This window comes from Roseovarius sp. M141 (assembly GCF_024355225.1).
In the GTDB taxonomy this organism is placed as follows: Bacteria; Pseudomonadota; Alphaproteobacteria; order Rhodobacterales; family Rhodobacteraceae; genus Roseovarius.
Window position 1 is genome coordinate 1,831,532 of record NZ_VCNH01000008.1, and the last position, 20,659, is coordinate 1,852,190.

At 63.0% G+C, this 20,659-nt stretch carries 19 protein-coding genes and 1 tRNA gene; 8 read left to right on the forward strand and 12 right to left on the reverse strand.

Annotation, left to right across the window (positions count from 1 at the left end):
• Positions 1 to 49: 49 nt before the first annotated feature.
• Positions 50 to 364, reverse strand: a complete 315-nt coding sequence (locus FGD77_RS12950; RefSeq protein ID WP_255010275.1) for a phosphoribosyl-ATP diphosphatase — start codon at positions 362 to 364, stop codon at positions 50 to 52.
• Positions 361 to 1,125 carry an imidazole glycerol phosphate synthase subunit HisF gene (gene hisF, locus FGD77_RS12955; RefSeq protein WP_255010277.1) on the reverse strand — a complete coding sequence of 255 codons (765 nt, stop codon included), beginning with the start codon at positions 1,123 to 1,125 and terminating at the stop codon, positions 361 to 363. Before hisF ends, FGD77_RS12950 begins: the two co-directional genes overlap by 4 nt.
• A gap of 108 nt (positions 1,126 to 1,233) precedes the next feature.
• Here hisF and FGD77_RS12960 point away from each other — a divergent pair, with 108 nt between their 5' ends.
• The gene (locus tag FGD77_RS12960) at positions 1,234 to 1,698 is read left to right on the forward strand and encodes a DUF302 domain-containing protein (protein WP_255010279.1); all 465 of its coding nucleotides are present in this window, start codon (positions 1,234 to 1,236) and stop codon (positions 1,696 to 1,698) included.
• 1 nt (position 1,699) lies between these two features.
• Here FGD77_RS12960 and hisA read toward each other — a convergent pair whose 3' ends face one another.
• The 7 genes from hisA to FGD77_RS12995 form a co-directional block, all read right to left on the reverse strand.
• The gene (hisA, locus tag FGD77_RS12965; protein ID WP_255010281.1) at positions 1,700 to 2,419 is read right to left on the reverse strand and encodes a 1-(5-phosphoribosyl)-5-[(5-phosphoribosylamino)methylideneamino]imidazole-4-carboxamide isomerase; all 720 of its coding nucleotides are present in this window, start codon (positions 2,417 to 2,419) and stop codon (positions 1,700 to 1,702) included.
• Between the two features lie 28 nt (positions 2,420 to 2,447).
• Positions 2,448 to 3,086, reverse strand: coding sequence for an imidazole glycerol phosphate synthase subunit HisH (hisH, locus tag FGD77_RS12970; protein WP_255010283.1), 639 nt, complete (start codon positions 3,084 to 3,086; stop codon positions 2,448 to 2,450).
• A gap of 4 nt (positions 3,087 to 3,090) precedes the next feature.
• On the reverse strand, positions 3,091 to 3,678 hold the full coding sequence (hisB, locus tag FGD77_RS12975) for an imidazoleglycerol-phosphate dehydratase HisB (protein ID WP_255010285.1): 588 nt from the start codon (positions 3,676 to 3,678) through the stop codon (positions 3,091 to 3,093).
• 92 nt (positions 3,679 to 3,770) lie between these two features.
• Complete coding sequence (locus tag FGD77_RS12980) at positions 3,771 to 4,673, reverse strand: NaeI family type II restriction endonuclease (protein ID WP_255010288.1); 903 nt, start codon at positions 4,671 to 4,673, stop codon at positions 3,771 to 3,773.
• Between the two features lie 30 nt (positions 4,674 to 4,703).
• Entirely contained in the window at positions 4,704 to 5,663 is a 960-nt protein-coding gene (locus FGD77_RS12985) for a DNA cytosine methyltransferase (RefSeq protein WP_255010290.1), read from the reverse strand.
• A gap of 393 nt (positions 5,664 to 6,056) precedes the next feature.
• A tRNA-Gly gene (locus tag FGD77_RS12990) sits at positions 6,057 to 6,131 on the reverse strand.
• A 385-nt stretch (positions 6,132 to 6,516) separates the two neighbouring features.
• A complete protein-coding gene (locus FGD77_RS12995; protein WP_255010293.1) occupies positions 6,517 to 9,957 on the reverse strand; it encodes a pyruvate carboxylase in 3,441 nt (1,146 codons plus the stop codon).
• 304 nt (positions 9,958 to 10,261) lie between these two features.
• Between FGD77_RS12995 and FGD77_RS13000 the strand changes: the two genes are divergently transcribed.
• Positions 10,262 to 11,167 carry a DMT family transporter gene (locus FGD77_RS13000; RefSeq protein ID WP_255014206.1) on the forward strand — a complete coding sequence of 302 codons (906 nt, stop codon included), beginning with the start codon at positions 10,262 to 10,264 and terminating at the stop codon, positions 11,165 to 11,167.
• Positions 11,168 to 11,362: 195 nt separating this feature from the next.
• On the opposite strand, the gene FGD77_RS13005 is transcribed toward FGD77_RS13000, so the two are convergent.
• Entirely contained in the window at positions 11,363 to 12,922 is a 1,560-nt protein-coding gene (locus FGD77_RS13005; protein ID WP_255010296.1) for an ABC transporter substrate-binding protein, read from the reverse strand.
• 317 nt (positions 12,923 to 13,239) lie between these two features.
• Between FGD77_RS13005 and betC the strand changes: the two genes are divergently transcribed.
• Both betC and FGD77_RS13015 read left to right on the forward strand, forming a co-directional pair.
• Positions 13,240 to 14,754, forward strand: coding sequence for a choline-sulfatase (gene betC, locus FGD77_RS13010; RefSeq protein ID WP_255010299.1), 1,515 nt, complete (start codon positions 13,240 to 13,242; stop codon positions 14,752 to 14,754).
• Positions 14,755 to 14,834: 80 nt separating this feature from the next.
• Complete coding sequence (locus FGD77_RS13015; protein ID WP_255010301.1) at positions 14,835 to 15,077, forward strand: YdcH family protein; 243 nt, start codon at positions 14,835 to 14,837, stop codon at positions 15,075 to 15,077.
• Here the strand turns inward: FGD77_RS13015 and FGD77_RS13020 are convergent.
• Both FGD77_RS13020 and FGD77_RS13025 read right to left on the reverse strand, forming a co-directional pair.
• Positions 15,074 to 16,462 carry a short-chain fatty acyl-CoA regulator family protein gene (locus FGD77_RS13020; RefSeq protein ID WP_255010304.1) on the reverse strand — a complete coding sequence of 463 codons (1,389 nt, stop codon included), beginning with the start codon at positions 16,460 to 16,462 and terminating at the stop codon, positions 15,074 to 15,076. The genes FGD77_RS13015 and FGD77_RS13020 overlap by 4 nt on opposite strands.
• Before the next feature lie 67 nt (positions 16,463 to 16,529).
• The gene (locus FGD77_RS13025) at positions 16,530 to 17,747 is read right to left on the reverse strand and encodes a multidrug effflux MFS transporter (protein ID WP_255010307.1); all 1,218 of its coding nucleotides are present in this window, start codon (positions 17,745 to 17,747) and stop codon (positions 16,530 to 16,532) included.
• A gap of 173 nt (positions 17,748 to 17,920) precedes the next feature.
• On the opposite strand from FGD77_RS13025, the gene FGD77_RS13030 reads away from it, so the two are divergent.
• The 4 genes from FGD77_RS13030 (at position 17,921) to FGD77_RS13045 (ending at position 20,580) form a co-directional block, all read left to right on the forward strand.
• Complete coding sequence (locus tag FGD77_RS13030) at positions 17,921 to 19,453, forward strand: acyl-CoA carboxylase subunit beta (RefSeq protein ID WP_255010309.1); 1,533 nt, start codon at positions 17,921 to 17,923, stop codon at positions 19,451 to 19,453.
• 131 nt (positions 19,454 to 19,584) lie between these two features.
• Positions 19,585 to 19,848 carry a Rho termination factor gene (locus FGD77_RS13035; protein WP_255010312.1) on the forward strand — a complete coding sequence of 88 codons (264 nt, stop codon included), beginning with the start codon at positions 19,585 to 19,587 and terminating at the stop codon, positions 19,846 to 19,848.
• A 71-nt stretch (positions 19,849 to 19,919) separates the two neighbouring features.
• Positions 19,920 to 20,234 (forward strand): DUF6497 family protein, encoded by a 315-nt coding sequence (locus FGD77_RS13040; protein WP_369682721.1) that lies wholly within the window; start codon positions 19,920 to 19,922, stop codon positions 20,232 to 20,234.
• Positions 20,235 to 20,445: 211 nt separating this feature from the next.
• The gene (locus FGD77_RS13045) at positions 20,446 to 20,580 is read left to right on the forward strand and encodes a hypothetical protein (protein WP_255010315.1); all 135 of its coding nucleotides are present in this window, start codon (positions 20,446 to 20,448) and stop codon (positions 20,578 to 20,580) included.
• The last annotated feature ends 79 nt before the right edge of the window (positions 20,581 to 20,659 follow it).

Sequence of the window (20,659 nt, forward strand, 5' to 3'; positions counted from 1 at the left end):
ATGTGACGGATCATGCCTGCCCTCTTGTTCGTGTAGCCTATTGGCCAGATTAGTTGCCGGTGCGTTTCGCTTTTTCCGCAAGGCCGGACTGGCCTTGCCTGCGCGCCAGTTCGGCCATCACGTCCGAGAAAGCCACGCCGCGCGATTGGAGCATCACCAGCAGGTGAAACAGAACATCCGCCGCCTCACCGGTCAGCGCGTCACGATCGCCCTTGACCGCCTCGATGATAGCCTCGACCGCTTCTTCGCCGAACTTTTCCGCGCATTTTTCGGGGCCTTTCGCCAGCAGCTTGGCGGTCCAGCTGCTTTCCGGGTCTGCCCCGGCGCGCGCCGCGATGGTGGCGGCCAGATCGTCCAAGGTCATCGCCCCATCCTCATCGGTATACCGGCGGCCTGCATATGCGCCTTGGCCTCGCCAATGGTGAACTCGCCAAAGTGAAAGATCGACGCGGCCAGCACTGCGCTGGCGCCGCCCATCGTCACGCCCTCGACCAGATGATCCAGCGTACCGACCCCGCCCGAGGCGATCACCGGCACATCGACCGCGTCCGAAATCGCGCGCGTCAGGGGTAGGTTGAACCCCGCGCGCGTGCCGTCGCGGTCCATCGAGGTCAGCAGGATCTCGCCCGCGCCATTGGCTGCCACCAATCGTGCGAACTCCACGGCGTCGATGCCGGTCTCCTTGCGCCCGCCATGGGTAAAAATCTCCCACTTGCCGGGGCTTACGGTCTTGGCGTCGATGGCCACGACGATGCACTGGCTGCCGAATTGATCGGACGCTTCGCGCACCACCTCTGGGCTGGCGACAGCGGCGGAGTTGAAGCTGACCTTGTCCGCGCCTGCGAGCAGCAAGGCGCGGACATCGCTCGGCGTTCGCACGCCGCCTCCCACGGTCAGCGGGATATAGCACTGCTCGGCGGTGCGGCGCACGACGTCGAACATGGTGCCGCGATTCTCATGCGTGGCGTGAATATCGAGAAAGCACAGCTCGTCCGCGCCGGCGGCATCATAGGCGCGCGCAGCATCCACAGGATCGCCCGCATCACGCAGATCGACAAAGTTGACGCCCTTGACCACGCGGCCATCGGCCACGTCAAGGCAGGGGATGATACGGGTTTTCAGCATGTCGTCGCCGTGCCTCTGTGCTATGCAAGGGAACGTTTAGGTCCATTTGCCGCCCGGGGCCAGTAGCCAGCACGTGTAATTGACCAAAAACCCAGCAGGAGATTTCCAATGAGACCATTTTTCACAGCCGTTGCGCTGAGCGCCATTACCGTCCTGACCGCCCCGGCATGGGCCGGGTCCGATGATCTGATCCGCGTCAAGGCAGCCGGTGATGTCCCCGCCACGATGGATGCGCTGGAGCAGGCGGTAGAGGGGGCGGGCGCCACCGTCTTTGCGCGCGTCGATCATGCGGCGGGCGCCGAAGCGGCCGGGATGGAACTGGCCCCGGCGCAGCTGTTGATATTTGGCAATCCCAAGCTGGGAACGCCTGCGATGCAGGACGATGCATTGGCGGGGTTGTATCTGCCCTTGAAGGTGCTGGTCTACCGCGATGGCGATGGGCAGGTCTGGCTGACCTATGACGACCCGGCGCAAAGTCTGGGTGATCTGGACGGTATCGCACCGGATGCAGGCTACATCGCCAAGATGACGGGCGCGCTGGCCAAGCTAACCGGCAAAGCGTCGGGGATGTAAATCAGGCAAGGGCCGTCAACGCCTGACCCAGATCAAGCGCCCCGTCATAAAGCGCGCGCCCCGAGATGGCGCCGTTCAGAGGGGCGCCGCAATCGCGCAGCGCGATCAGATCGACCAGCGAACTGACGCCGCCCGACGCGATTACCGGGATGCTGACGGCATTCGCCAAGGCCGCAGTCGCCGCGATATTCGGCCCCTGCATGGCGCCGTCACGGTCGATGTCGGTGTAGATGATGGCGGCAACGCCCGCGTCCTCGAAGCTGCGGGCGAGGTCGGTCACCATCACTTCGGTTTCCTGTGCCCAGCCCTTGGTCGCGACGCGGCCTGCGCGCGCGTCAATGCCGACGGCAACCTGTCCGGGGAACGCCTTGGCCGCCTCGCGCACCAGCGCGGGGTTTTCCACCGCCACAGTGCCGAGGATGACACGCTGTAGCCCCTTGGACAGCCAGCCCTCGATCGTGGCCATGTTCCGGATGCCGCCGCCCAGCTGCGCGGGAACCTTGCAGCGTTTCAGGATTTCTTCGACCGGGCCCGCATTGACCGGCGTGCCGGCAAAGGCGCCGTTCAGATCCACCAGATGCAGCCATTCACAGCCCGCGGCGACGAACGCCTCGGCCTGCGCCGCCGGGTCGTCATTGAACACGGTCGCAGCGGTCATTTCGCCGCGCAGAAGGCGCACGGCCTGTCCATCCTTGAGGTCGATGGCTGGGTAGAGGATCATGGCGTAACCTATTGGGAAAAAGGCCGGATCAGGGCGTCCAGCGCAAAAAGTTTGCAATCATCGCCAGACCTGTCGCCTGGCTTTTTTCGGGGTGGAACTGCGCACCGATCAGATTGTCGCGCCCCACTACGGCGGTGACGCTCTCGCCATAATCGGCATGGGCCAGAAGATGAGCGGGATCATTCACATGGAATTGATAGGAGTGGACAAAATAGGCGTGCTGGCCGGTCTCGATCCCGTCGAAAACGGGATGTGGTTGGTCCAGAATCAGATCGTTCCAGCCCATATGCGGCACTTTCAGGCTGGCATCTTCGGGCCGGATAGGCCCGACCGTGCCGCCGATCCAGTCAAAGCCTTCCGTCTCGCCGTGCTCCAGACCGCGCGTGGCCAGCATCTGCATGCCGATGCAAATGCCCATGAAGGGGCGGGCCTTGTCGATCACGGCCTCGCGCATCGCCTCGAACAGGCCGCGATGATCGAATAGCTGGGCGCGGCAGGCGGCAAACGCGCCATCGCCGGGCAGCACGATCCGGTCGGCGCCGCGCACGGTGTCGGGGTCGGACGTGACGATCACCTCGCCCGCGTCGCCCTCGCGTGCCATGCGCTGAAATGCCTTTTCGGCAGAGTGCAGGTTGCCGCTTTCATAATCAACGATGACGGTGCGCATGGGGTTACAGCATTCCCTTGGTGGACGGAATCGCATCGGCCTTGCGCGGGTCCGTCTCGACCGCGTCGCGCAGGGCGCGCGCGACGGCCTTGAACGCGGCCTCAGCCATGTGGTGGCTGTTGATCCCGTGCAGGGCATCCAAGTGCAGCGTCATGCCGGAATGGGTTGAGAACGCTTGAAAAAACTCACGTACCAGTTCGGTATCGAACGTTCCGATCTTGGCCGTTGGCAGGTCCATGTTCCACACAAGGAACGGTCGCCCGGACAGGTCCAGCGCGGCGCGCATCAGCGCGTCGTCCATCGGCAACAGGCAGGCGCCATAGCGGCGGATACCACGTTTGTCGCCGAGGGCCTGAGCCAAGGCCTGACCCAGCGCGATGCCCACATCCTCGACCGTATGATGATCGTCGATATGCAGATCGCCGGTGCAGCGCACAGTCATGTCGATCAGCGCGTGGCGCGCCAACTGGTCCAGCATATGATCGAAAAATCCCACGCCGGTCTGGTTGTCATAGCTGCCGCTGCCGTCCAGCGCGATGGTCACGCTGATATCCGTCTCGGCGGTCTGGCGGGTGATGGTGGCGCTGCGCATGTCGCTCTCTCGCTGTCAGGTTTGCCGCGGTTATAGGCAGAACGCGCCGCGCCGCCAAGGGCGCATGGGTGATTTAGCAACAGGCACACCGGTCAGGTCGCGGTCCAATCCAGCGCAAGCCCATGCGCCGTTGCCATCTGGGCCTGTGCCTGCGATCTGGGCCGGTAGGAAATGAACTGGCTGGCCGTGCAGGGCCGCAAGCCAAGCCCGGCGATCAGCGCCGCGTCATACTGGCCCGACAGCAGCAATATCCCCTCGCGCGCCAACTGATCGCGCGTGCCGCTGCCGCCATCGGCGCGAATGCGGCGCATGAAATCGCGCTGCTGCGCGACCGCCTCGACGACGTCGCGGCTGATGGGGCGGCCCTGAACCTCGCGAAACAGCGCAGCCATACGCCGGTTGCCCGATCCGGCGGCAAAAATACGCGCGACGGCATCGGGCGGCACGGTCTGCCAGAAATTGCGCGGGTAGGGCTGCTGCGCCAAGAGCCACAGGATGTCGGAAAAACCGGCGGCGGATACCGTGCGCTTGGCATCCTTGTTCTGCCCCTCGGTCAGGTAGTCGCGGCGCGCGACGATCAGGCCCAGATGGCAGATTGCGCGCGCCTCGTCGGCGGCCATAAGGATGCAGGGATGCCCGATGGCCTCGGTCGGGATCATCCAGTTGCCGCCCATGGTGTGTTTGATATCCACGTCATGGCCGAGGATCACCGTGTCCAGCCGCCCCTTGGACAGCGAGAGCAGCGTACGCAGCTCAATCTCGACGCGGGTGCCGATATAGGTCTTTTCGGTTTTCTCCAGATCGTCATAGCTGCGCCGCCCGGTCTTGGGCGTCATGATGACGTCGTCGACGCAGTTGCGCAGGAGGCTGCCAATGGCGTCTGCTAGCGTGGCCGCGCCGCCCGCGCGCGCAGTGATGTCGCCTGCGATGGCGCTGAGAAGCGCATGATCGGGATGGCCGGGGGTGACGCGGCTATCGGGAATGACCTGTTTCATCTGCCATGCCCCCTCGGGCTGTTTGCGCGCTCAGCCTGCAACAGAGTGCAGCACCCGCTTGCGCAATGCGGCGGCGATTCGTGCCGACACAGCCTGCGCGACGGGCGGCGGGAAGGCGTTGCCAACCTGCCGGTAGGCATTCGTCTTGGCCCCGGTAAAGTGCCAGTCGTCCGGGAACCCCTGAATGCGCGCCACCATCGGCACGGTCAGCCGCGGCATGCCGTTATGCCCGTGCCCGGGTGCCTCGGGCGCGATTGTGCGCCCCTCGACGCCCAGCGTCGCCCAAGCAGCGCGCGCGCGTGTCGGCCCCAGATCTGGCCCGCCATGTTTTTTCGACCCGCCGACGATGGTCGGCGCGATCTCGTCGGCCTTTTCGGCCCAGTCATCGGCCCCCTGCCAGCCGCCAGCAGCCATCAGGTCGCGCAGCGTTTCGCCTACTGTGGGCGGGTTGTGGGGGTTCGGCTCGGGCCAGCCGAACAAATCGGCGCGCGCCTTTTGAACCGCCACGATGACCACGCGTGGGCGCAACTGGGGTACGCCGTAGTCGGATGCATTCAGAAGGCGCCAGTCAGTCTCGTAGCCCAGTTTGCCCAACTGCGTTTTCAGCTGCTCGCGGTAGTCGTGGAAAACGGCATCCAGGAAGCCGCGCACATTCTCGATCATGACCGCACGCGGACGGGCGGCGTCGACGATATCGAGCGCGTCGTTGAACAGGTTCCGCTCGTCCTGTTCGCCCAATTGCTTACCGGCGACCGAAAAGGGCGGGCAGGGCAGGCCGCCCGCCAGCAGGTCCATGCCGCTGAAGTCTGCCGCGCGCTCCTTGAAGAGGCGCATGTCCTCTTCCAGTACGTTCCATTCGGGGCGGTTATGGCGCAGCGTGTTGCAGCAATGCTTGTCAATCTCGACCAGCGCGGTATGGGTGAATCCGGCTCTTTCCAACCCCAGGGCCTGACCGCCGGCGCCTGCGCAAAGTTCTACGGATGTCAGCATCTGGTCGGTCCTTTTCGCACATACAACAATGTGTGGTGGCCAAGATCAACACGCAAGCGTCGCAGGCTAATTCGTTCCTCCTTCGTTCTTAGTGATCTGTTGGCTTCGTGGCAAGGCCAAGCGCGCAGAACCGGCAGCACGATCAGCAGAATGGCCCCCCGAAGGGGCAATGTGACCATGGGGGAACTTGGAGCGGGTGTGGCGATTCGAACATCCCTACGCCTCACGAACTGGAAGACCTTCGCACAGCAGAGCCCGAATCCTAGTAGGAGCGCCCTACCGGGGAATGGTTTTGAGCTACCCCAAGGCTGAATCACCGCACAACTTGCACGAAAATAGAAAAGGCCGCCCGAAGGCGACCTCTGCTAAGCTGTTGGGTTTTCAGCCTTTAATTGGAGCGGGCGAGGCGATTCGAACGCCCGACCCTAACCTTGGCAAGGTTATGCTCTACCCCTGAGCTACGCCCGCACCGATTGAGGCGGATGTACAAATTCCGGCGGGGGGCTGCAAGGGCAAATTACCGGAATTTGTGAAAATAATGGATTGGCGCTGATTTCGCTGCGTCTGCGCGCTTGGATGGGGCCGGAGCCTTCGGCGAGGATATTTGAAGCAAGAAGAAAATGCGCGCGTGTCCGGGCTTTCATCGTTCCGAAATACTCTGGGGGTTTGGGGGTGAAACCCCCGGTTCATTCTGACATTGAAGATTCTGGATAATTGGCTTCAGAACCCTAAGCCCCCTCCGCGGGGGGCGAGATCTGCGGCTTCTCTCTGGGAATGGGTAGGGGGGCGGTCAGCCCCCCCTATAGCGTCATGCATAACGGCGGGCCGTAGCGGGCCGCGCCTGTGGCCGGAGTTACTCCAGCTCGATTAGCAGGTCCTTGGCGTCAATCTGACCGCCGGGCGTGACATGCACGGCTTTCACCACTGCGTCGCGTTCGGCATAGATTCCGGTCTCCATTTTCATTGCCTCAATGGTCAGCAACAGATCGTCTGCCTTCACCTCGGCCCCGACCACGGCGGCGACGCTGGCGACGACGCCGGGCATCGGCGCGCCGATATGGCAGGGGTTTCCGGGCTCGGCCTTGGGGCGGGCAGCGGTTTGCGAGGTGACCAGACGGTTTGGCACGCGAATGACGCGTGGCTGGCCGTTCAGTTCGAAAAAGACGCGCACTTCGCCATCTTCGCCTGTTTCGCCGACCGCCTGAAGACGGATTTCCAGCGTCTTGCCCGGATCGATCTCGGCGGTGATCTCTTCCCCGGGCTTCATGCCGTAAAAGAACGTGCGGGTCGGCAGCGCGCGTACCGGGCCATAGAGGCGGTGGCGCCCCATGTAATCCAGGAACACCTTGGGATACATCAGGTATCCGTTCAGATCCTCATCATCGACGGCCCGGCCCTCCATTGCTGCGCTCAGCTCGGCTCGGGTCTCTTCCAGATCGATGGGAGGCAGGTGTGCACCGGGGCGGTCGGTGCCCGGCGTCTCACCCTTCAGCGCCTTGGCGGTCAGGGCCGCGGGGAAGCCACCGGGAGGCTGGCCAAGATTGCCGCGCAGCATGTCGATCACCGAGTCGGGGAAGGACAGATCATGTGCCGGATCTTCGACCTCGGCGCGTGTCAGACCCTGGGATACCATCATCAGGGCCATGTCGCCGACCACCTTGGACGATGGCGTGACCTTCACAATATCGCCGAACATCTGATTCACGTCGGCATAGGTCTGCGCGACCTCGGGCCAGCGATCCTCCAGACCCAGCGAGCGGGCCTGTTCCCTAAGGTTGGTGAACTGCCCGCCGGGCATTTCGTGCAGGTAGACCTCGGACGAGGGGGCCTGCATCGACGATTCGAAGGGGGCGTAATGCGCGCGGACACTGTCCCAATAGTCGGAAATCTCGCGCACGGCGCCGATGTCGATGCCGGTGTCGCGGTCGGTATGCGACAGCGCCTCGACGATCGAGCCGAGCGTGGCCTGAGACGTGTTGCCCGACAGCGCATCCATCGCGCAATCGACCGCGTCGACGCCCGCATCGGCAGCGGCCAGAATTGTGGCGCAGGCGATGCCGGCTGTGTCGTGGGTGTGGAAGTGGATCGGCAGACCGACCTCTTCCTTGAGCGCGCGGATCAGGACGCGGGCGGCGGCGGGTTTCAGCAATCCGGCCATATCCTTAAGGCCCAGAACATGCGCGCCTGCGGCTTCCATCTCGCGGGCCATACCGACATAGTATTTCAGGTCATATTTCGCGCGATCGGGGTTCAGGATGTCGCCGGTGTAGCAGATCGTGCCTTCGCAGATCTTGTTCGATTCGATCACGGCATCCATTGCGACGCGCATGTTTTCGACCCAGTTGAGCGAATCGAACACGCGGAACACATCGACGCCTGTCTTGGCGGCCTGGCGCACGAATTCCTGCACCACGTTGTCGGGGTAGTTGGTATAGCCCACGCCGTTTGAGGCACGCAGCAGCATCTGGGACATCACGTTGGGCATCGCCACGCGCAGGTCGCGCAAGCGCTGCCACGGGCATTCCTGCAAGAACCGGTAGGCCACGTCGAAGGTCGCGCCGCCCCAGCATTCGACCGAGAACAGCTGCGGCAGATGCGCGGCATAGGCCGGCGCCACGCGGATCATGTCGCGGCTGCGCATGCGCGTGGCAAGCAAGGATTGGTGCCCGTCGCGCATCGTCGTGTCGGTGATCAGCAACTGCTTTTGCTTTTTCATCCAGTCGGCGACGGCCTGCGGACCCTTTTGCTCCAACAGGTTGCGCGTGCCCATCTGCGGCTCGCCGCGGGGCACGGGGGGGCGGGGATCCTTGAGGTCCGTGCGCGGGCGCGGGCGGTCCTTGGTTTCGGGGTGCCCGTTGACGGTGATGTCCGCGATATAGGTCAACACCTTGGTGCCGCGGTCGCGTCGGCTGGAGAAGGTGAACAGCTCGGGCGTCTCGTCGATGAACTTGGTGGTGTAGGTATTGTTCAGGAATGTCGGGTGCTTCAGCAGGTTCTCGACAAAGGCGATGTTGGTGCTGACGCCGCGAATACGGAATTCGCGCAGGGCGCGGTCCATCCGCGCGATTGCGGCCTCGGGGGTTTGCGCGTGGGCCGTCACCTTGACCAGCAGGCTGTCGTAGAACCGCGTGATCACGCCGCCGGAATAGGCGGTGCCGCCGTCCAGCCGGATGCCCATGCCTGTCGCCTCGCGGAAGGCGGTGATGCGGCCATAATCGGGGATGAAGTTGTTCTGCGGGTCCTCGGTGGTGATCCGTGTCTGCAGGGCGTGGCCGTGCAGTTGGATGTCCTCCTGCCGCTCTTTGCGCGTTGCCTCGGTCAGGGTCTTGCCTTCGGCAATCTTGATCTGGGCCTGCACGATGTCGATGCCGGTGACCTCTTCGGTCACGGTATGTTCGACCTGCACGCGCGGGTTTACCTCGATGAAGTGGAATTTCTGCGTGTCCATATCCATCAGGAATTCGACGGTGCCGGCGCATTCGTAATTCACATGCTTGCAGATCTTGTAACCCAGTTCGCAAACCTCGGCGCGCTGGGCGTCTGTCAGATAGGGCGCGGGGGCACGTTCCACCACCTTCTGGTTGCGGCGCTGGACACTGCAATCGCGCTCGAACAGGTGATACATGTTGCCATGCTTGTCGCCGAGGATCTGCACCTCGACGTGGCGGGCGCGCAGGATCATCTTTTCGAGATAGCCCTCGCCGTTGCCAAAGGCCGACTCGGCCTCGCGGCGGCCCTCCAGCACCTTTTCCTCCAGCTCGCCGGGGCCGATGATCGGGCGCATGCCGCGCCCGCCGCCGCCCCACGACGCCTTGAGCATCAGCGGATACCCCACTGCCTCGGCCTCGGCGCGGATGACGTCCATGTCTGTGCCCAGCACCTCGGTCGCGGGGATGACGGGGACGCCGGCCTCGATGGCGACGCGGCGCGCGCTGGCCTTGTCGCCCAGTTGGCGCATGGTCTTGGCCTGAGGGCCGATGAAGGTGATGCCGTTAGCCACGCAGGCGTCGACGAAATCGGGATTTTCGGACAGCAGGCCATAGCCGGGATGGATCGCATCGGCGCCCGATTCGCGCGCGACTCGGATGATCTCGTCGATGCTGAGATAAGCGGCGACGGGGCCCAGCCCTTCGCCGATGCGGTACGCCTCGTCCGCCTTGAAACGGTGCAGGCCCAGCTTGTCCTCTTCGGCAAAGACCGCGACTGTGCGTTTGCCCATTTCGTTGGCGGCGCGCATGATGCGGATGGCAATCTCGCCACGGTTGGCGATCAGGATTTTCTTGAATTCGGTCATGGCGCGGTGTCCCTGTTACTGATGTGGCTTGCTGTGCCGCCGTGCCGCGCAGAGTGCGAATTGCCGCAACGCAGCGCAACTTTTTTCTGACTTTGTAAGAGTCCCCGCGTCATTGCGCAACGATTGCGCCGCTTCGCCCACCCCTTTGCGACATTTCCTACCCGTCGGGGGCGCCTTGAAACGATGGGCATGTTCTGATTCGGCGTGCGACCGTCTCGGGCTGGGGTATCGGGGAGAGATGAAAGAGCAGGGCACCGACATATCGAGGCTCGACATTCCGGGCGGCATCGGCAAGTTGGGCGGCATGCAGGCGCAAGTGAACACACGGCCCGGCTGGGGCATTTTCTGGATGGTCGTTACCGGCATTCTGTTTGTCGGAGTGACGGCGCTGGTCAAGACGATCGGCACGCGCCTGCCTGCGCCGCAGGCGGCGTTCCTGCGCTATGCGCTGGGCCTGATCCTGCTGGTCCCGGCGCTGCCCATTATCCTGCGCACGCCGATCAGTCGGCGCTTATGGGTGGTTTTCGGGGCGCGCGGAGCGGTGCACACGGTGGGGGTGGCGCTGTGGTTCTTTGCCATGGCGCGCATTCCGCTGGCCGATGTGACGGCGATGAATTTCCTGTCGCCGATCTACGTCACCATCGGCGCCGCGCTGTTTCTGGGGGAACGGCTGGCGCTGCGCCGACTGTTGGCCGTGCTGATCGCGCTGGGTGGCGCGCTGATCATCCTGCGCCCCGGTCTGCGCGAGGTCGGGCCCGGCCATCTGGCGATGGTGCTGACGGCGATCTGTTTCGGGGCATCGTATCTGTTGGCAAAGATGGCGTCGAGCGAGGTGTCGCCCGTGGCCGTGGTTGGCATGATGTCGATAACGGTCGCCATCGGGCTGGCGCCGCTGGCCGCGCTGGACTGGGTTACGCCGACCTGGCTGGAGTTGATCACACTGTTCGGGGTCGCGGTTCTGGCGACAGGGGGGCATTACACCATGACGCTGGCCTTTCGCGCGGCGCCGCTGGCGGTGACGCAGCCGATGACGTTCCTGCAACTGGTATGGGCAGTGCTGCTGGGCGCGCTGGTCTTTGGCGAAGGGGTCGACCCCTACGTTGTGCTGGGCGGCATGGTCATCGTCGCGTCGGTCAGTTTCATCACCTGGCGCGAGGCGATTCTGAAGCGCCGCGCCATCACCCCGACAAGCGTCGCGACCAAGTGTTAGGCGCGCGCATCGGCCTCCCTAGGCCTTGGATCTGCGCGGTGCCGTCAGTTTCATTTCTGGCGTCCTCAACTGGTTGATCGAGCACTGTCGGCGCAAGCCTGCGCATGAAAAAACTGCCGGGACCATCGCCCCGGCAGCATTCATATCGTCACGGCGCGGCCCCGAGGGCCGTGCGCGGTGTTCAGGGCGCAGTGTTCAGATGAACCACCACCGCTCGGCCCAGCGTTCGCCGTCCATGTCCCAGTTGGACGCGGCCTTTTCGGGCATCCCGATCTCCTTGGTCGTGGCATAGACGTAGTTGGCGAACATCGGGATGACGATCGACCCTTGGGTGCTGACGATCTCTTGCAGCTCGAAATACTGCTGCTGGCGCTTGTCCTGATCCAGCTCGGCGCGGGCCTGTTTCAGCAATGCGTCGAACTTCTCGTTGCACCAGAAACCGTCGTTCCATTCGGCCCCGCAGGTGAAGGAGATCGAAAACGCCTGATCCTGCACCGGTCGGCCACCCCAATAGACCGCCGTGAACGGTTTTTTCATCCAGACGTCGGACCAATAGCCATCGTTCGCCTCGCGCACGACCTTGATGTTGATGCCCGCATCCTTGGCCGAGTTCTGGTATAGCGTTGCGGCATCGACCGCACCGGCAAAGGCGGCATCGGAGGCCGACAACTCAACGTCGACCGACTCCAGGCCTGCTTCCTTGAGGTAGAACTTGGCCTTGTCCGGATCGTAGGTCTTCTGTTCCATCTCGGTGTTATAGAATTGCTGGTTCTGGCCAATCGGAATGTCGTTGCCGACCGAGCCGTAGCCGAACAGGATCTTCTCAACCAGTTCCTCGCGATTTACCGCGTATTTCATCGCAAGGCGCACGTTGTTGTCGCTAAAGGGTGCCTGACGCGAATCCATGGCAAAGGTGAAGTGCTGCGTGCCCGCGATCGAGCTGACGACGAGGTTGGGATTGCGCGACAGCAGGCCGATGGTCTTGAGGTCCAGCTTGTCGACGGTATCGACGTCGCCCGAGACCAGCGCCGTGGTGCGCGCGTTCTGGTCTGTGAGGACCAGCATTTCGATGCTGTCGAACCACGCGACATCGTCGCGCCAGTGGTTTTCGTTGCGCTCCAGCACCGTCGAGACGCCCGGCTTGAACGACTTGATCTTGTAGCTGCCGCAGCCATCGCCGGACTTCCAGTCGATGCCGTCATCGGTGGCGGGCAGGATGGCCAGATGGTAATCGCTGACGATGAACGGGAAGTCGGCATCGCCGCCATCCAGCGTAAAGACGACGGTGTCGTCGCCCTCGATGGTGATATCCTGAATCGCGGCAATGATCGGACCGGCGGCCGAGGTCGTGCCTTCGGCGCGGTGGAAATTGATCGACGCGACGACGTCCTGAACCGTTAGCTCCTTGCCCGAATGGAAGGTCACGCCCTTGCGGATCTTGAACCGCCAGGTCTTGGCATCCTCGGATGCCTCCCAGCTTTCGGCGATTTCGGGGCCGATTGATCCGTCGGCCAGCACCTCGGTCAGGTGGCCGTCCTTGGCGAAGGTCAGAGCGATGGTATAGCCGTTTTCCCATGTGCCGGGGTTCAGCGTATCAGTGGTCTGGCCGTGGCCCTTACCGATGCGCAGGTTACCGCCGCGCTTGGGCGTGGCGGCCATGGCGCCGCCCAACGGCAGGGACGCCGCGATGGCACCGGCGGCGGTGGTTTTCAGGAATCCGCGGCGATCAAGGCGACCATTGGTAATTAGCGACATATGTGTGTTTCCTTTTATAGTTTCTGTCATCGGCGTGTTGCCCCGCCCGCGATCTGTTGGCGCGCGGGCCTGTCCCGGTTTGACGGCCCCGGACTTGCGGGGCGGACAGATCAGCGCCGCGATTTGCGCTCCATCGTGCAGCGGTACCGGCCCCGCGGCCCTGTCCATACGGCTGGGATCTATCCGCGAAGCGTATGATGAGGTCCCGCCAAGTTGCAACATCTATATCTGTTGGCCTCGCGCCGCCCGATTGACCCGTCCATGGTTTTTGCCATAGCCATTGCGCATCCGCCGTATTCCCAAAGGAGTCTTTCGCAATGAGCCGCCCCAATATCCTGATATTCATGGTCGACCAGTTGAACGGTACCTTTTTTCCCGATGGTCCCGCCGACTGGCTGCATGCGCCGAATCTCAAGCGTCTGGCGGCGCGCTCGACCCGCTTTGCCAATTGCTACACCGCCAGCCCGCTATGCGCGCCGGGGCGGGCCAGCTTCATGTCGGGACTGTTGCCGTCGCGCAGCCGGGTTTATGACAACGCCGCCGAATTCGCCGCCGACATCCCGACATATGCCCACCACCTGCGCCGGGCGGGCTATCAGACATGCCTGTCGGGTAAGATGCATTTTGTCGGCCCCGACCAGATGCACGGGTTCGAAGAGCGGCTCACGACCGATATCTACCCCGCCGATTTCGGCTGGACGCCTGACTATCGCAAACCGGGCGAGAGGATCGAGTGGTGGTATCACAACATGGGGTCCGTCACTGGCGCGGGGGTTGCCGAGATCTCCAATCAGATGGAATACGATGACGAGGTGGCGTATAATTCGACGCGCAAGGTCTATGATCTGGGGCGCGGTCAGGACACGCGGCCATGGTGCCTGACCGTCAGCTTTACCCATCCGCATGATCCCTATGTGGCGCGCAAGAAATACTGGGATCTGTATGAGGATTGCGAGCATCTTCTGCCGGATGTCCCGGCGATGGATTACGCCCATCACGATCCGCATTCGCAGCGCATCTTTGATGCCAATGACTGGCGCAGCTACGACATAACCGAGGATCATATCCGCCGCGCCCGCCGCGCCTATTTCGCCAATATCAGCTATCTGGACGACAAGATCGGCGAGGTGCTGGAGGCGCTGGACGGCACGCGCCAGACCGAGGACACGATCATCCTGTTCGTCTCCGATCACGGTGACATGCTGGGCGAGCGGGGAATGTGGTTCAAGATGTCGTTCTACGAGGGATCATCCCGCGTCCCGATGATGATCGCCGCGCCGGGAATGGCGCCGGGGCGGGTGGATGCGCCCGTCAGCAATATCGACGTCTGTCCGACGCTGTGCGATCTGGCTGGCGTGTCCATGGACGAGGTCGCGCCGTGGGTGGAGGGGCAAAGCCTTGTGCCGCTGGGGCAGGGCGCAGATCGCGAGGCGCCGGTGGCGATGGAATACGCCGCTGAAGGCTCCTATGCGCCGCTGGTGTCGCTGCGCCAAGACCGCTGGAAATTCAACCGCTGCGCGCTGGACCCCGATCAACTGTTCGATTTGGAGGCCGATCCGCATGAGTTGAATGACTTGGCTGCCGATCCGGCCCATGCGGAAACCCTGAAGCAATTCAGCGACATGGCTGGTGCGCACTGGGATCTGGGCGCGTTCGATGCGCAGGTCCGCGAAAGCCAGGCCCGCCGCTGGGTGGTGTACGAGGCGCTGCGTCAGGGCGGGTATTACCCGTGGGACTACCAGCCGCTGAAAAAGGCGTCCGAGCGGTACATGCGCAACCACATGGATTTGAACGAGGTCGAGGAAAACGCCCGTTTCCCGCGCGGAGAGTGACGCGGTTTGATCCGGGTCAATGCGCGATGTGCGCGGGCAGGCAAGGGTAGACCCAACACGCAAACAAGAAAGGCAAATACATGACCCATGTCCCCCATCAACTGGCTGAGGAATTCCCCGACAAGGCCGATGATATCTCCAGGTTAGAGCAGACGGACGCCCATTTCGCCCGGCTGACCAAGGAATATGACGAGGTGAACCGCATCGTTCATAGGGCCGAAACCAACGTCGCCCCGATGGAGGATCTGGCCGAAGGTGAGATGCGCAAGAAGCGCGGCGCGCTCAAGGACGAGATTTATCAGATGTTGACGAAAGCGTCTTAACCTACCTCGTAGGGTAGCACGCCGCGCGCATCCGGGCGGATCGTCAGGCGCCGCTCTAGCGGGGGGATGGACCGCTGATGGCAGTCCGTCCGCTCGCAGATGCGGCAGGAGATGCCGATCGGCTCGAACGCGCCCGCGCTGCTCAGGTCCAGCGTGTCCGCATAGACCAGTGCGGGCGCGTGTTTCACCTCGCATCCCAGCGCGATGGCAAAACGGCGGACCGGCGCGCCGAAATGGCCGCCCGGTTTGGACACGTCGCGCGCAAGGTTGATATAGCGCACGCCGTCGGGTGTTTCGGCCAGTTGGCGCAGGAAACGGCCCGGTGTCTCGAACGCGCGGTGGACGTTCCACAGGGGGCAGGCCCCGCCGTAGCGCGCGAACTGCATCCGCGTGGCCGAATGACGCTTGGTGATGGTGCCGGCCTGATCGACGCGCACGAAGAAGAACGGGATGCCCTTGGCGCCGGGGCGTTGCAGGGTCGACAGGCGGTGGCACACCTGCTCGATCGACGCGCCAAAGCGATGGGCGAGGATTTCCAGATCGTGGCGGCATTCGCGCGCCGCTTGCAGGAATGTCGTGTAAGGCATCAGCGCCGCGCCGGCATAGTAATTGGCCAGCCCGATTTTTGCGATACCGCGCGCCTCGCCCGATTGGAACCGGGCCAGATCCAGCGTCGCCTCCAGCAGCTTGTCCTGCGTCAGCAGCGCCAGTTGCAACAGCATCTGGAAGCTGCGCGTTTCCGGCGCCGCACGCGCACTGAGGTAGAGAATACCGCTCCCCCGGTCGAGCCGCCGCAGCGGTCCGTCATCGGTGTTGACCACGGTGATGCCGATCTTTGCCAGCGCCTCGACCGCGCGGGTCTGGGCGGTGCCATCCGTGCCGCCAAACCGCTCGGCGGCGCGATCGACCGCGTCGATGTAATTGTCGCAATAATGGAAGAAATCACGCACTTCGGTCCATGGGCTTTGCTGCGTCTGCGCATCGTCGCGGCCCAGCGCCTCGTCCAGTGAGGCCAACCGCTCGTGCGTCTGGCGATAGGCGCTGTGCAGCTCCAGAAAGGCGCGCGCGAGGGCAGGCGCACTGGAGGCGACCAGCCGCAATTCGGCCATGTCCGGCGTTGCGGCAAAGATCGGATCGGCCAGCGCCTCGCGCATGTCCGATACCATGCGCTCGGCCTCGCCCGAGCCCAGCTCGGTCACGTCGAATCCGAATTCCTGCGCCAGAGCCAGCACGACGGTGGTGCTGACGGGGCGGTTGTTGTTTTCCATCTGGTTCAGATAGGGCAGGGACACGCCCAGCCGGGCGGCAAAATCCTTTTGCGTCAGGCCGATGCGCTGGCGCGTCTCGCGCAGCTTGGCCCCGGCATAGAGTTTGCGTGCGCGCATGGCGGCCTCGCTTTGCAGGTTAGCTTTGCCATCACCTTAGGTTTGCAAACTTGCGCGCGCAAGCGTCTCAGGACAGGCCCAGCCGCGCCTCGCGCCGCATCACCAGCAGGATGGTCACGATTGCCCCCAGGGACACCACCATCATGATCCACAACAGGGGAAAGGCGCCCGATTCCGGCGTCAGCCACACGCCCGCCAGCGCCGACAGAACCGCGCCGCCGCCGATCATCAGCGCACCCGACAGGCCGCTGGCCGTGCCGGCCAGACTGGGGCGCACCGACAGCGCGCCGGCGGTGGCGTTGGGGATGGTCATGCCATTGCCCAGGCCCATCAGCGTCATCAGGCCAAAGAAGCTGGCCGCGCTGCCCAGCCCTGCGTAGAAGATGCCCAGATTGATCGCGATCCCTACGGCGGTGATCAGAGTGCCCCAATAGACCATCCTGTTCACCCCCACCTCGACCGAAAACCGGCCCGAGATGAAATTGCCTGCGAAATACCCCAGCGCCGGCGCGCCGAAGTAGAAGCCAACCTGCGCAGGCTCCAGCCCAAAGACATGATCGCCCACGTAAGGCGCGCCGCCCAGATAGGCAAAGAAGGCCCCCGACGACAGCGCCGCGGCCATAGCGTAGCCCCAGAACCGCAGGCTGCGGCAGAGCGTCGGATACTCGCGAAACTGCTGCGCAAGGGTCAGCCCGGATTTCCCGGCCGTCTCGCCCAGATCGGCCCAGCCGATCCACAGGATGATCGCGCCGACAACAAGCAGTGCCCAGAAATTCGACTGCCAGCCAAATGCCTGATCCAGCATCCCGCCAAAGACCGGGCCGACCATCGGCACCACTGCCATGCCCATAGTGACATAGCCGATCATGCTGGCCGCCTGATTTTCCGGGACCATATCGCGCACGATTGCCCGGCTCAGGACCATGGCCGATACGATGGCCGCCTGCATCATGCGAAAAAACAGGAACATCCCGACCGATTCTGACAGGGCGCAGCCGATGGTCGCCAGCAGGAACACCGCGAGCCCCCACAGGATGACAGGCCGACGCCCCAGTTTGTCCGAAATCGGGCCGATCAGGATCTGAAGCACCGCGTTGACCGCCAGATAGAGCGCGACAGACAGTTGCATCAGACGGTAAGGCGCGTCGAAATACTCTGCCATGCCGGGCAGCGACGGCAGAAAGATGTTCATCGCCAGCGCCGACACGCCCGCCATCAGAATAAGCGTGGCGATATGCGGCGGTGTGCTGCGGTCCAGAAATTTGGCGGGGGTCCGGGTGGTCATGGTCCAAGGGCTAGGCCCGCCATTTGCCAAAGTCCATCTGGCCGCAGGCATATATGCAAGTTTGCAGTATTGACGGCGGCGCTATGCAAATGTTTGCAAATTTGCTGAAATTCGCTGTTGCGGCGCGCCAGTTCGGGTATAGCCTGCCGAAAACCTCAAAGGGGAGGCCCGCGATGAAAGATAACCTGCAGGAACTCGAAGATCGCCGCAGCGAAGCCCGCAAGGGCGGGGGCTCTGCCCGTGTGGCCGCCCAGCATGAAAAGGGCAAGCTGACCGCACGCGAGCGGGTCGAACTGCTGCTTGATGAGGGCAGCTTTGAAGAGTTCGATATGTTCGTCACCCACCGGAGCATCGATTTCGGGATGGAGCGGGATCGCCCCTACGGTGACGGTGTCGTTACCGGTTGGGGGACCATCAACGGGCGGTTGGTCTATGTGTTCAGTCAGGATTTCACCGTCCTTGGCGGTTCGGTTTCGGAGACGCACGCGAAAAAAATCTGCAAGATCATGGATATGGCCGTGCAGAACGGCGCACCCGTCATCGGCATCAACGATTCGGGTGGGGCGCGTATTCAGGAAGGCGTCGACAGCCTGGCGGGCTATGGCGAGGTGTTTCAGCGCAACATCACGGCCTCGGGTGTGGTGCCGCAGATCAGCGTGATCATGGGGCCCTGCGCCGGCGGCGCGGTGTATTCACCTGCGATGACCGACTTCATCTTCATGGTCAAAGATTCCAGCTACATGTTCGTGACCGGCCCCGACGTGGTGAAAACCGTCACGAATGAGCAGGTGACCGCCGAGGAACTGGGTGGCGCGACGACGCACACACGCAAATCCTCGGTTGCAGACGCCGCGTTCGAAAATGATGTCGAGGCGCTGGCCGAAGTGCGCCGACTGGTCGATTTTCTGCCTTCCTCCAATCGTGAAAAGCCGCCGGTGCGCCCGTTTTTCGACACACCGGGACGGAGCGAGCCGTCGCTGGACACCTTGGTGCCCGACAATCCCAACATGCCCTATGACATGAAGGAGTTGATCACCAAGCTGGCGGACGAAGGTGACTTTTACGAAATTCAGGCGGAATTCGCCAAGAACATGATCACCGGTTTCATCCGGTTGGAAGGGCAGACCGTCGGCGTCGTGGCCAATCAGCCGATGGTGCTGGCCGGGTGTCTGGATATCGACAGCTCGCGCAAGGCGGCGCGGTTCGTGCGGTTCTGCGATTGTTTCGAGATCCCGCTGCTGACGCTGGTGGATGTTCCCGGCTTCTTGCCGGGCGTGACACAAGAATATAACGGCGTGATCAAGCACGGCGCCAAACTGTTGTTCGCCTATGGCGAGGCAACTGTGCCCAAGGTCACGGTCATCACGCGCAAGGCCTACGGCGGCGCCTATGTGGTGATGTCGTCCAAGCATCTGGGCGCTGATTTCAACTATGCTTGGCCCACCTCCGAGATTGCCGTGATGGGCGCCAAGGGCGCGACCGAGATCATCCACCGCGCCGACCGGGGCAACGCCGAGAAGCTGGCTTTGCACGCCAAGGATTACGAGGACCGGTTTGCCAGCCCGTTTGTCGCGGCCGAGCGTGGATTTGTCGATGAGGTCATCATGCCTCACTCCACACGCATGCGTGTCGCGCGGGCGTTTGCATCCCTGCGAGGGAAAAAGACGCAGTTGCCTTGGAAAAAGCACGACAACATCCCTCTGTAATGCCCTAACGGGGCCGCGCCTGCGGGCAGGAGCCAGACCAGTGATACCTTGCGCAACCGTAGACGCCGCCGCGGCGCCATTGGGAACCTCCCCGATGGCGGCTGCGTTTGTCTGCGCAAAGGAGGGGGGCAATGGTCAACTCGAACGATCCCAGCATCAAGAAGGCGGATACCTACGAGGCGCTGCGCGATCAGGGCGCGTCCAAGGAAAAGGCGGCGCGGATCGCCAATGCGCAGGCAAGAGACGACATGCACCCGTCGAAAAAAGGTGGCAAGGCGCCCCCTTACGAGGACTGGAGCAAGAAGGAACTGTATGCCCGCGCGCAGGAAATCGGCGTCGACGGGCGGTCGGACATGCGCAAGGATCAGCTTGTCAAAGCGCTGCGCAATCATTGAGCGGGGCGGCGAGGCGGGGTCTCTGCGCTGGGCTTGCCGTTTTTTGTATTGGGGCACCTGCCGCCGCCGCCGTGCAGTTGCCGTCGGGCGGGCAGGTGCACCTGCATGAAACCATCACCGAGGGTAATGGTTCCGTCACGCGCCTGCGCTACGTCACCGATGGGTTCGCACCCGATGACATGATGCCGGATACCGCGTTGGAAGATCTGACATTCCTGTGTCGTAGCAAGGCGTTACCGAATCTGACCGCGCCGGTGGAGGGGCAAACGGTCATCATATCGCTGGCGGACCGCGTTGCGCCGTTCGGTGTGATGGACGGCAGTGTCGCACAGATTTTCGAGGTCTTCACTATCCGCGACTCCATCTGCATCTGGGAGGCATTCTGATGTATCCACAATATCTTGCGCGCCAAATCTCATCTTCACGGTCTTGTGAGGCTTTGCGGCCACAATGGCGCCGGATTCGCGTATCAGCGTATCGCTTTGGCGAAAACTACACTATTCTGCAAGATGATTGCACCCAAGCAATCCATACCTCGAAGTATGGGTGGGGGACACAGCGCCCTATTCCGCCCTCAAAAAGTGACAGGAGAATTCAATGTCGAACGTTATCAAAGGTCTTATGGCTTTCGGTCTTCTTGCAGCAGTTGCAGCATGCCAGCAGGCGCCCGAGGACGAGTATGTCGTCGTCGAGCCGGTCACAGCCGAGCCCGTCTCGAGCGGCAAGTACTAATCCGACCTTTCGGATTCTGACAGCGGGGCAGGCTGCAAGGCCTGCCCCGGTTCCGCAGTCGCGCCCCCTGTCGGAGGGC

Excerpts from the sequence above, each read along its gene's own strand:
- FGD77_RS12950 (WP_255010275.1), bottom strand. The coding sequence starts at position 364 with ATGACCTTGGACGATCTGGCCGCCACCATCGCGGCGCGCGCCGGGGCA.
- hisF (WP_255010277.1), bottom strand. The coding sequence starts at position 1,125 with ATGCTGAAAACCCGTATCATCCCCTGCCTTGACGTGGCCGATGGCCGC.
- FGD77_RS12960 (WP_255010279.1), top strand. The coding sequence starts at position 1,234 with ATGAGACCATTTTTCACAGCCGTTGCGCTGAGCGCCATTACCGTCCTG.
- hisA (WP_255010281.1), bottom strand. The coding sequence starts at position 2,419 with ATGATCCTCTACCCAGCCATCGACCTCAAGGATGGACAGGCCGTGCGC.
- hisH (WP_255010283.1), bottom strand. The coding sequence starts at position 3,086 with ATGCGCACCGTCATCGTTGATTATGAAAGCGGCAACCTGCACTCTGCC.
- hisB (WP_255010285.1), bottom strand. The coding sequence starts at position 3,678 with ATGCGCAGCGCCACCATCACCCGCCAGACCGCCGAGACGGATATCAGC.
- FGD77_RS12980 (WP_255010288.1), bottom strand. The coding sequence starts at position 4,673 with ATGAAACAGGTCATTCCCGATAGCCGCGTCACCCCCGGCCATCCCGAT.
- FGD77_RS12985 (WP_255010290.1), bottom strand. The coding sequence starts at position 5,663 with ATGCTGACATCCGTAGAACTTTGCGCAGGCGCCGGCGGTCAGGCCCTG.
- FGD77_RS12995 (WP_255010293.1), bottom strand. The coding sequence starts at position 9,957 with ATGACCGAATTCAAGAAAATCCTGATCGCCAACCGTGGCGAGATTGCC.
- FGD77_RS13000 (WP_255014206.1), top strand. The coding sequence starts at position 10,262 with ATGCAGGCGCAAGTGAACACACGGCCCGGCTGGGGCATTTTCTGGATG.
- FGD77_RS13005 (WP_255010296.1), bottom strand. The coding sequence starts at position 12,922 with ATGTCGCTAATTACCAATGGTCGCCTTGATCGCCGCGGATTCCTGAAA.
- betC (WP_255010299.1), top strand. The coding sequence starts at position 13,240 with ATGAGCCGCCCCAATATCCTGATATTCATGGTCGACCAGTTGAACGGT.
- FGD77_RS13015 (WP_255010301.1), top strand. The coding sequence starts at position 14,835 with ATGACCCATGTCCCCCATCAACTGGCTGAGGAATTCCCCGACAAGGCC.
- FGD77_RS13020 (WP_255010304.1), bottom strand. The coding sequence starts at position 16,462 with ATGCGCGCACGCAAACTCTATGCCGGGGCCAAGCTGCGCGAGACGCGC.
- FGD77_RS13025 (WP_255010307.1), bottom strand. The coding sequence starts at position 17,747 with ATGACCACCCGGACCCCCGCCAAATTTCTGGACCGCAGCACACCGCCG.
- FGD77_RS13030 (WP_255010309.1), top strand. The coding sequence starts at position 17,921 with ATGAAAGATAACCTGCAGGAACTCGAAGATCGCCGCAGCGAAGCCCGC.
- FGD77_RS13035 (WP_255010312.1), top strand. The coding sequence starts at position 19,585 with ATGGTCAACTCGAACGATCCCAGCATCAAGAAGGCGGATACCTACGAG.
- FGD77_RS13045 (WP_255010315.1), top strand. The coding sequence starts at position 20,446 with ATGTCGAACGTTATCAAAGGTCTTATGGCTTTCGGTCTTCTTGCAGCA.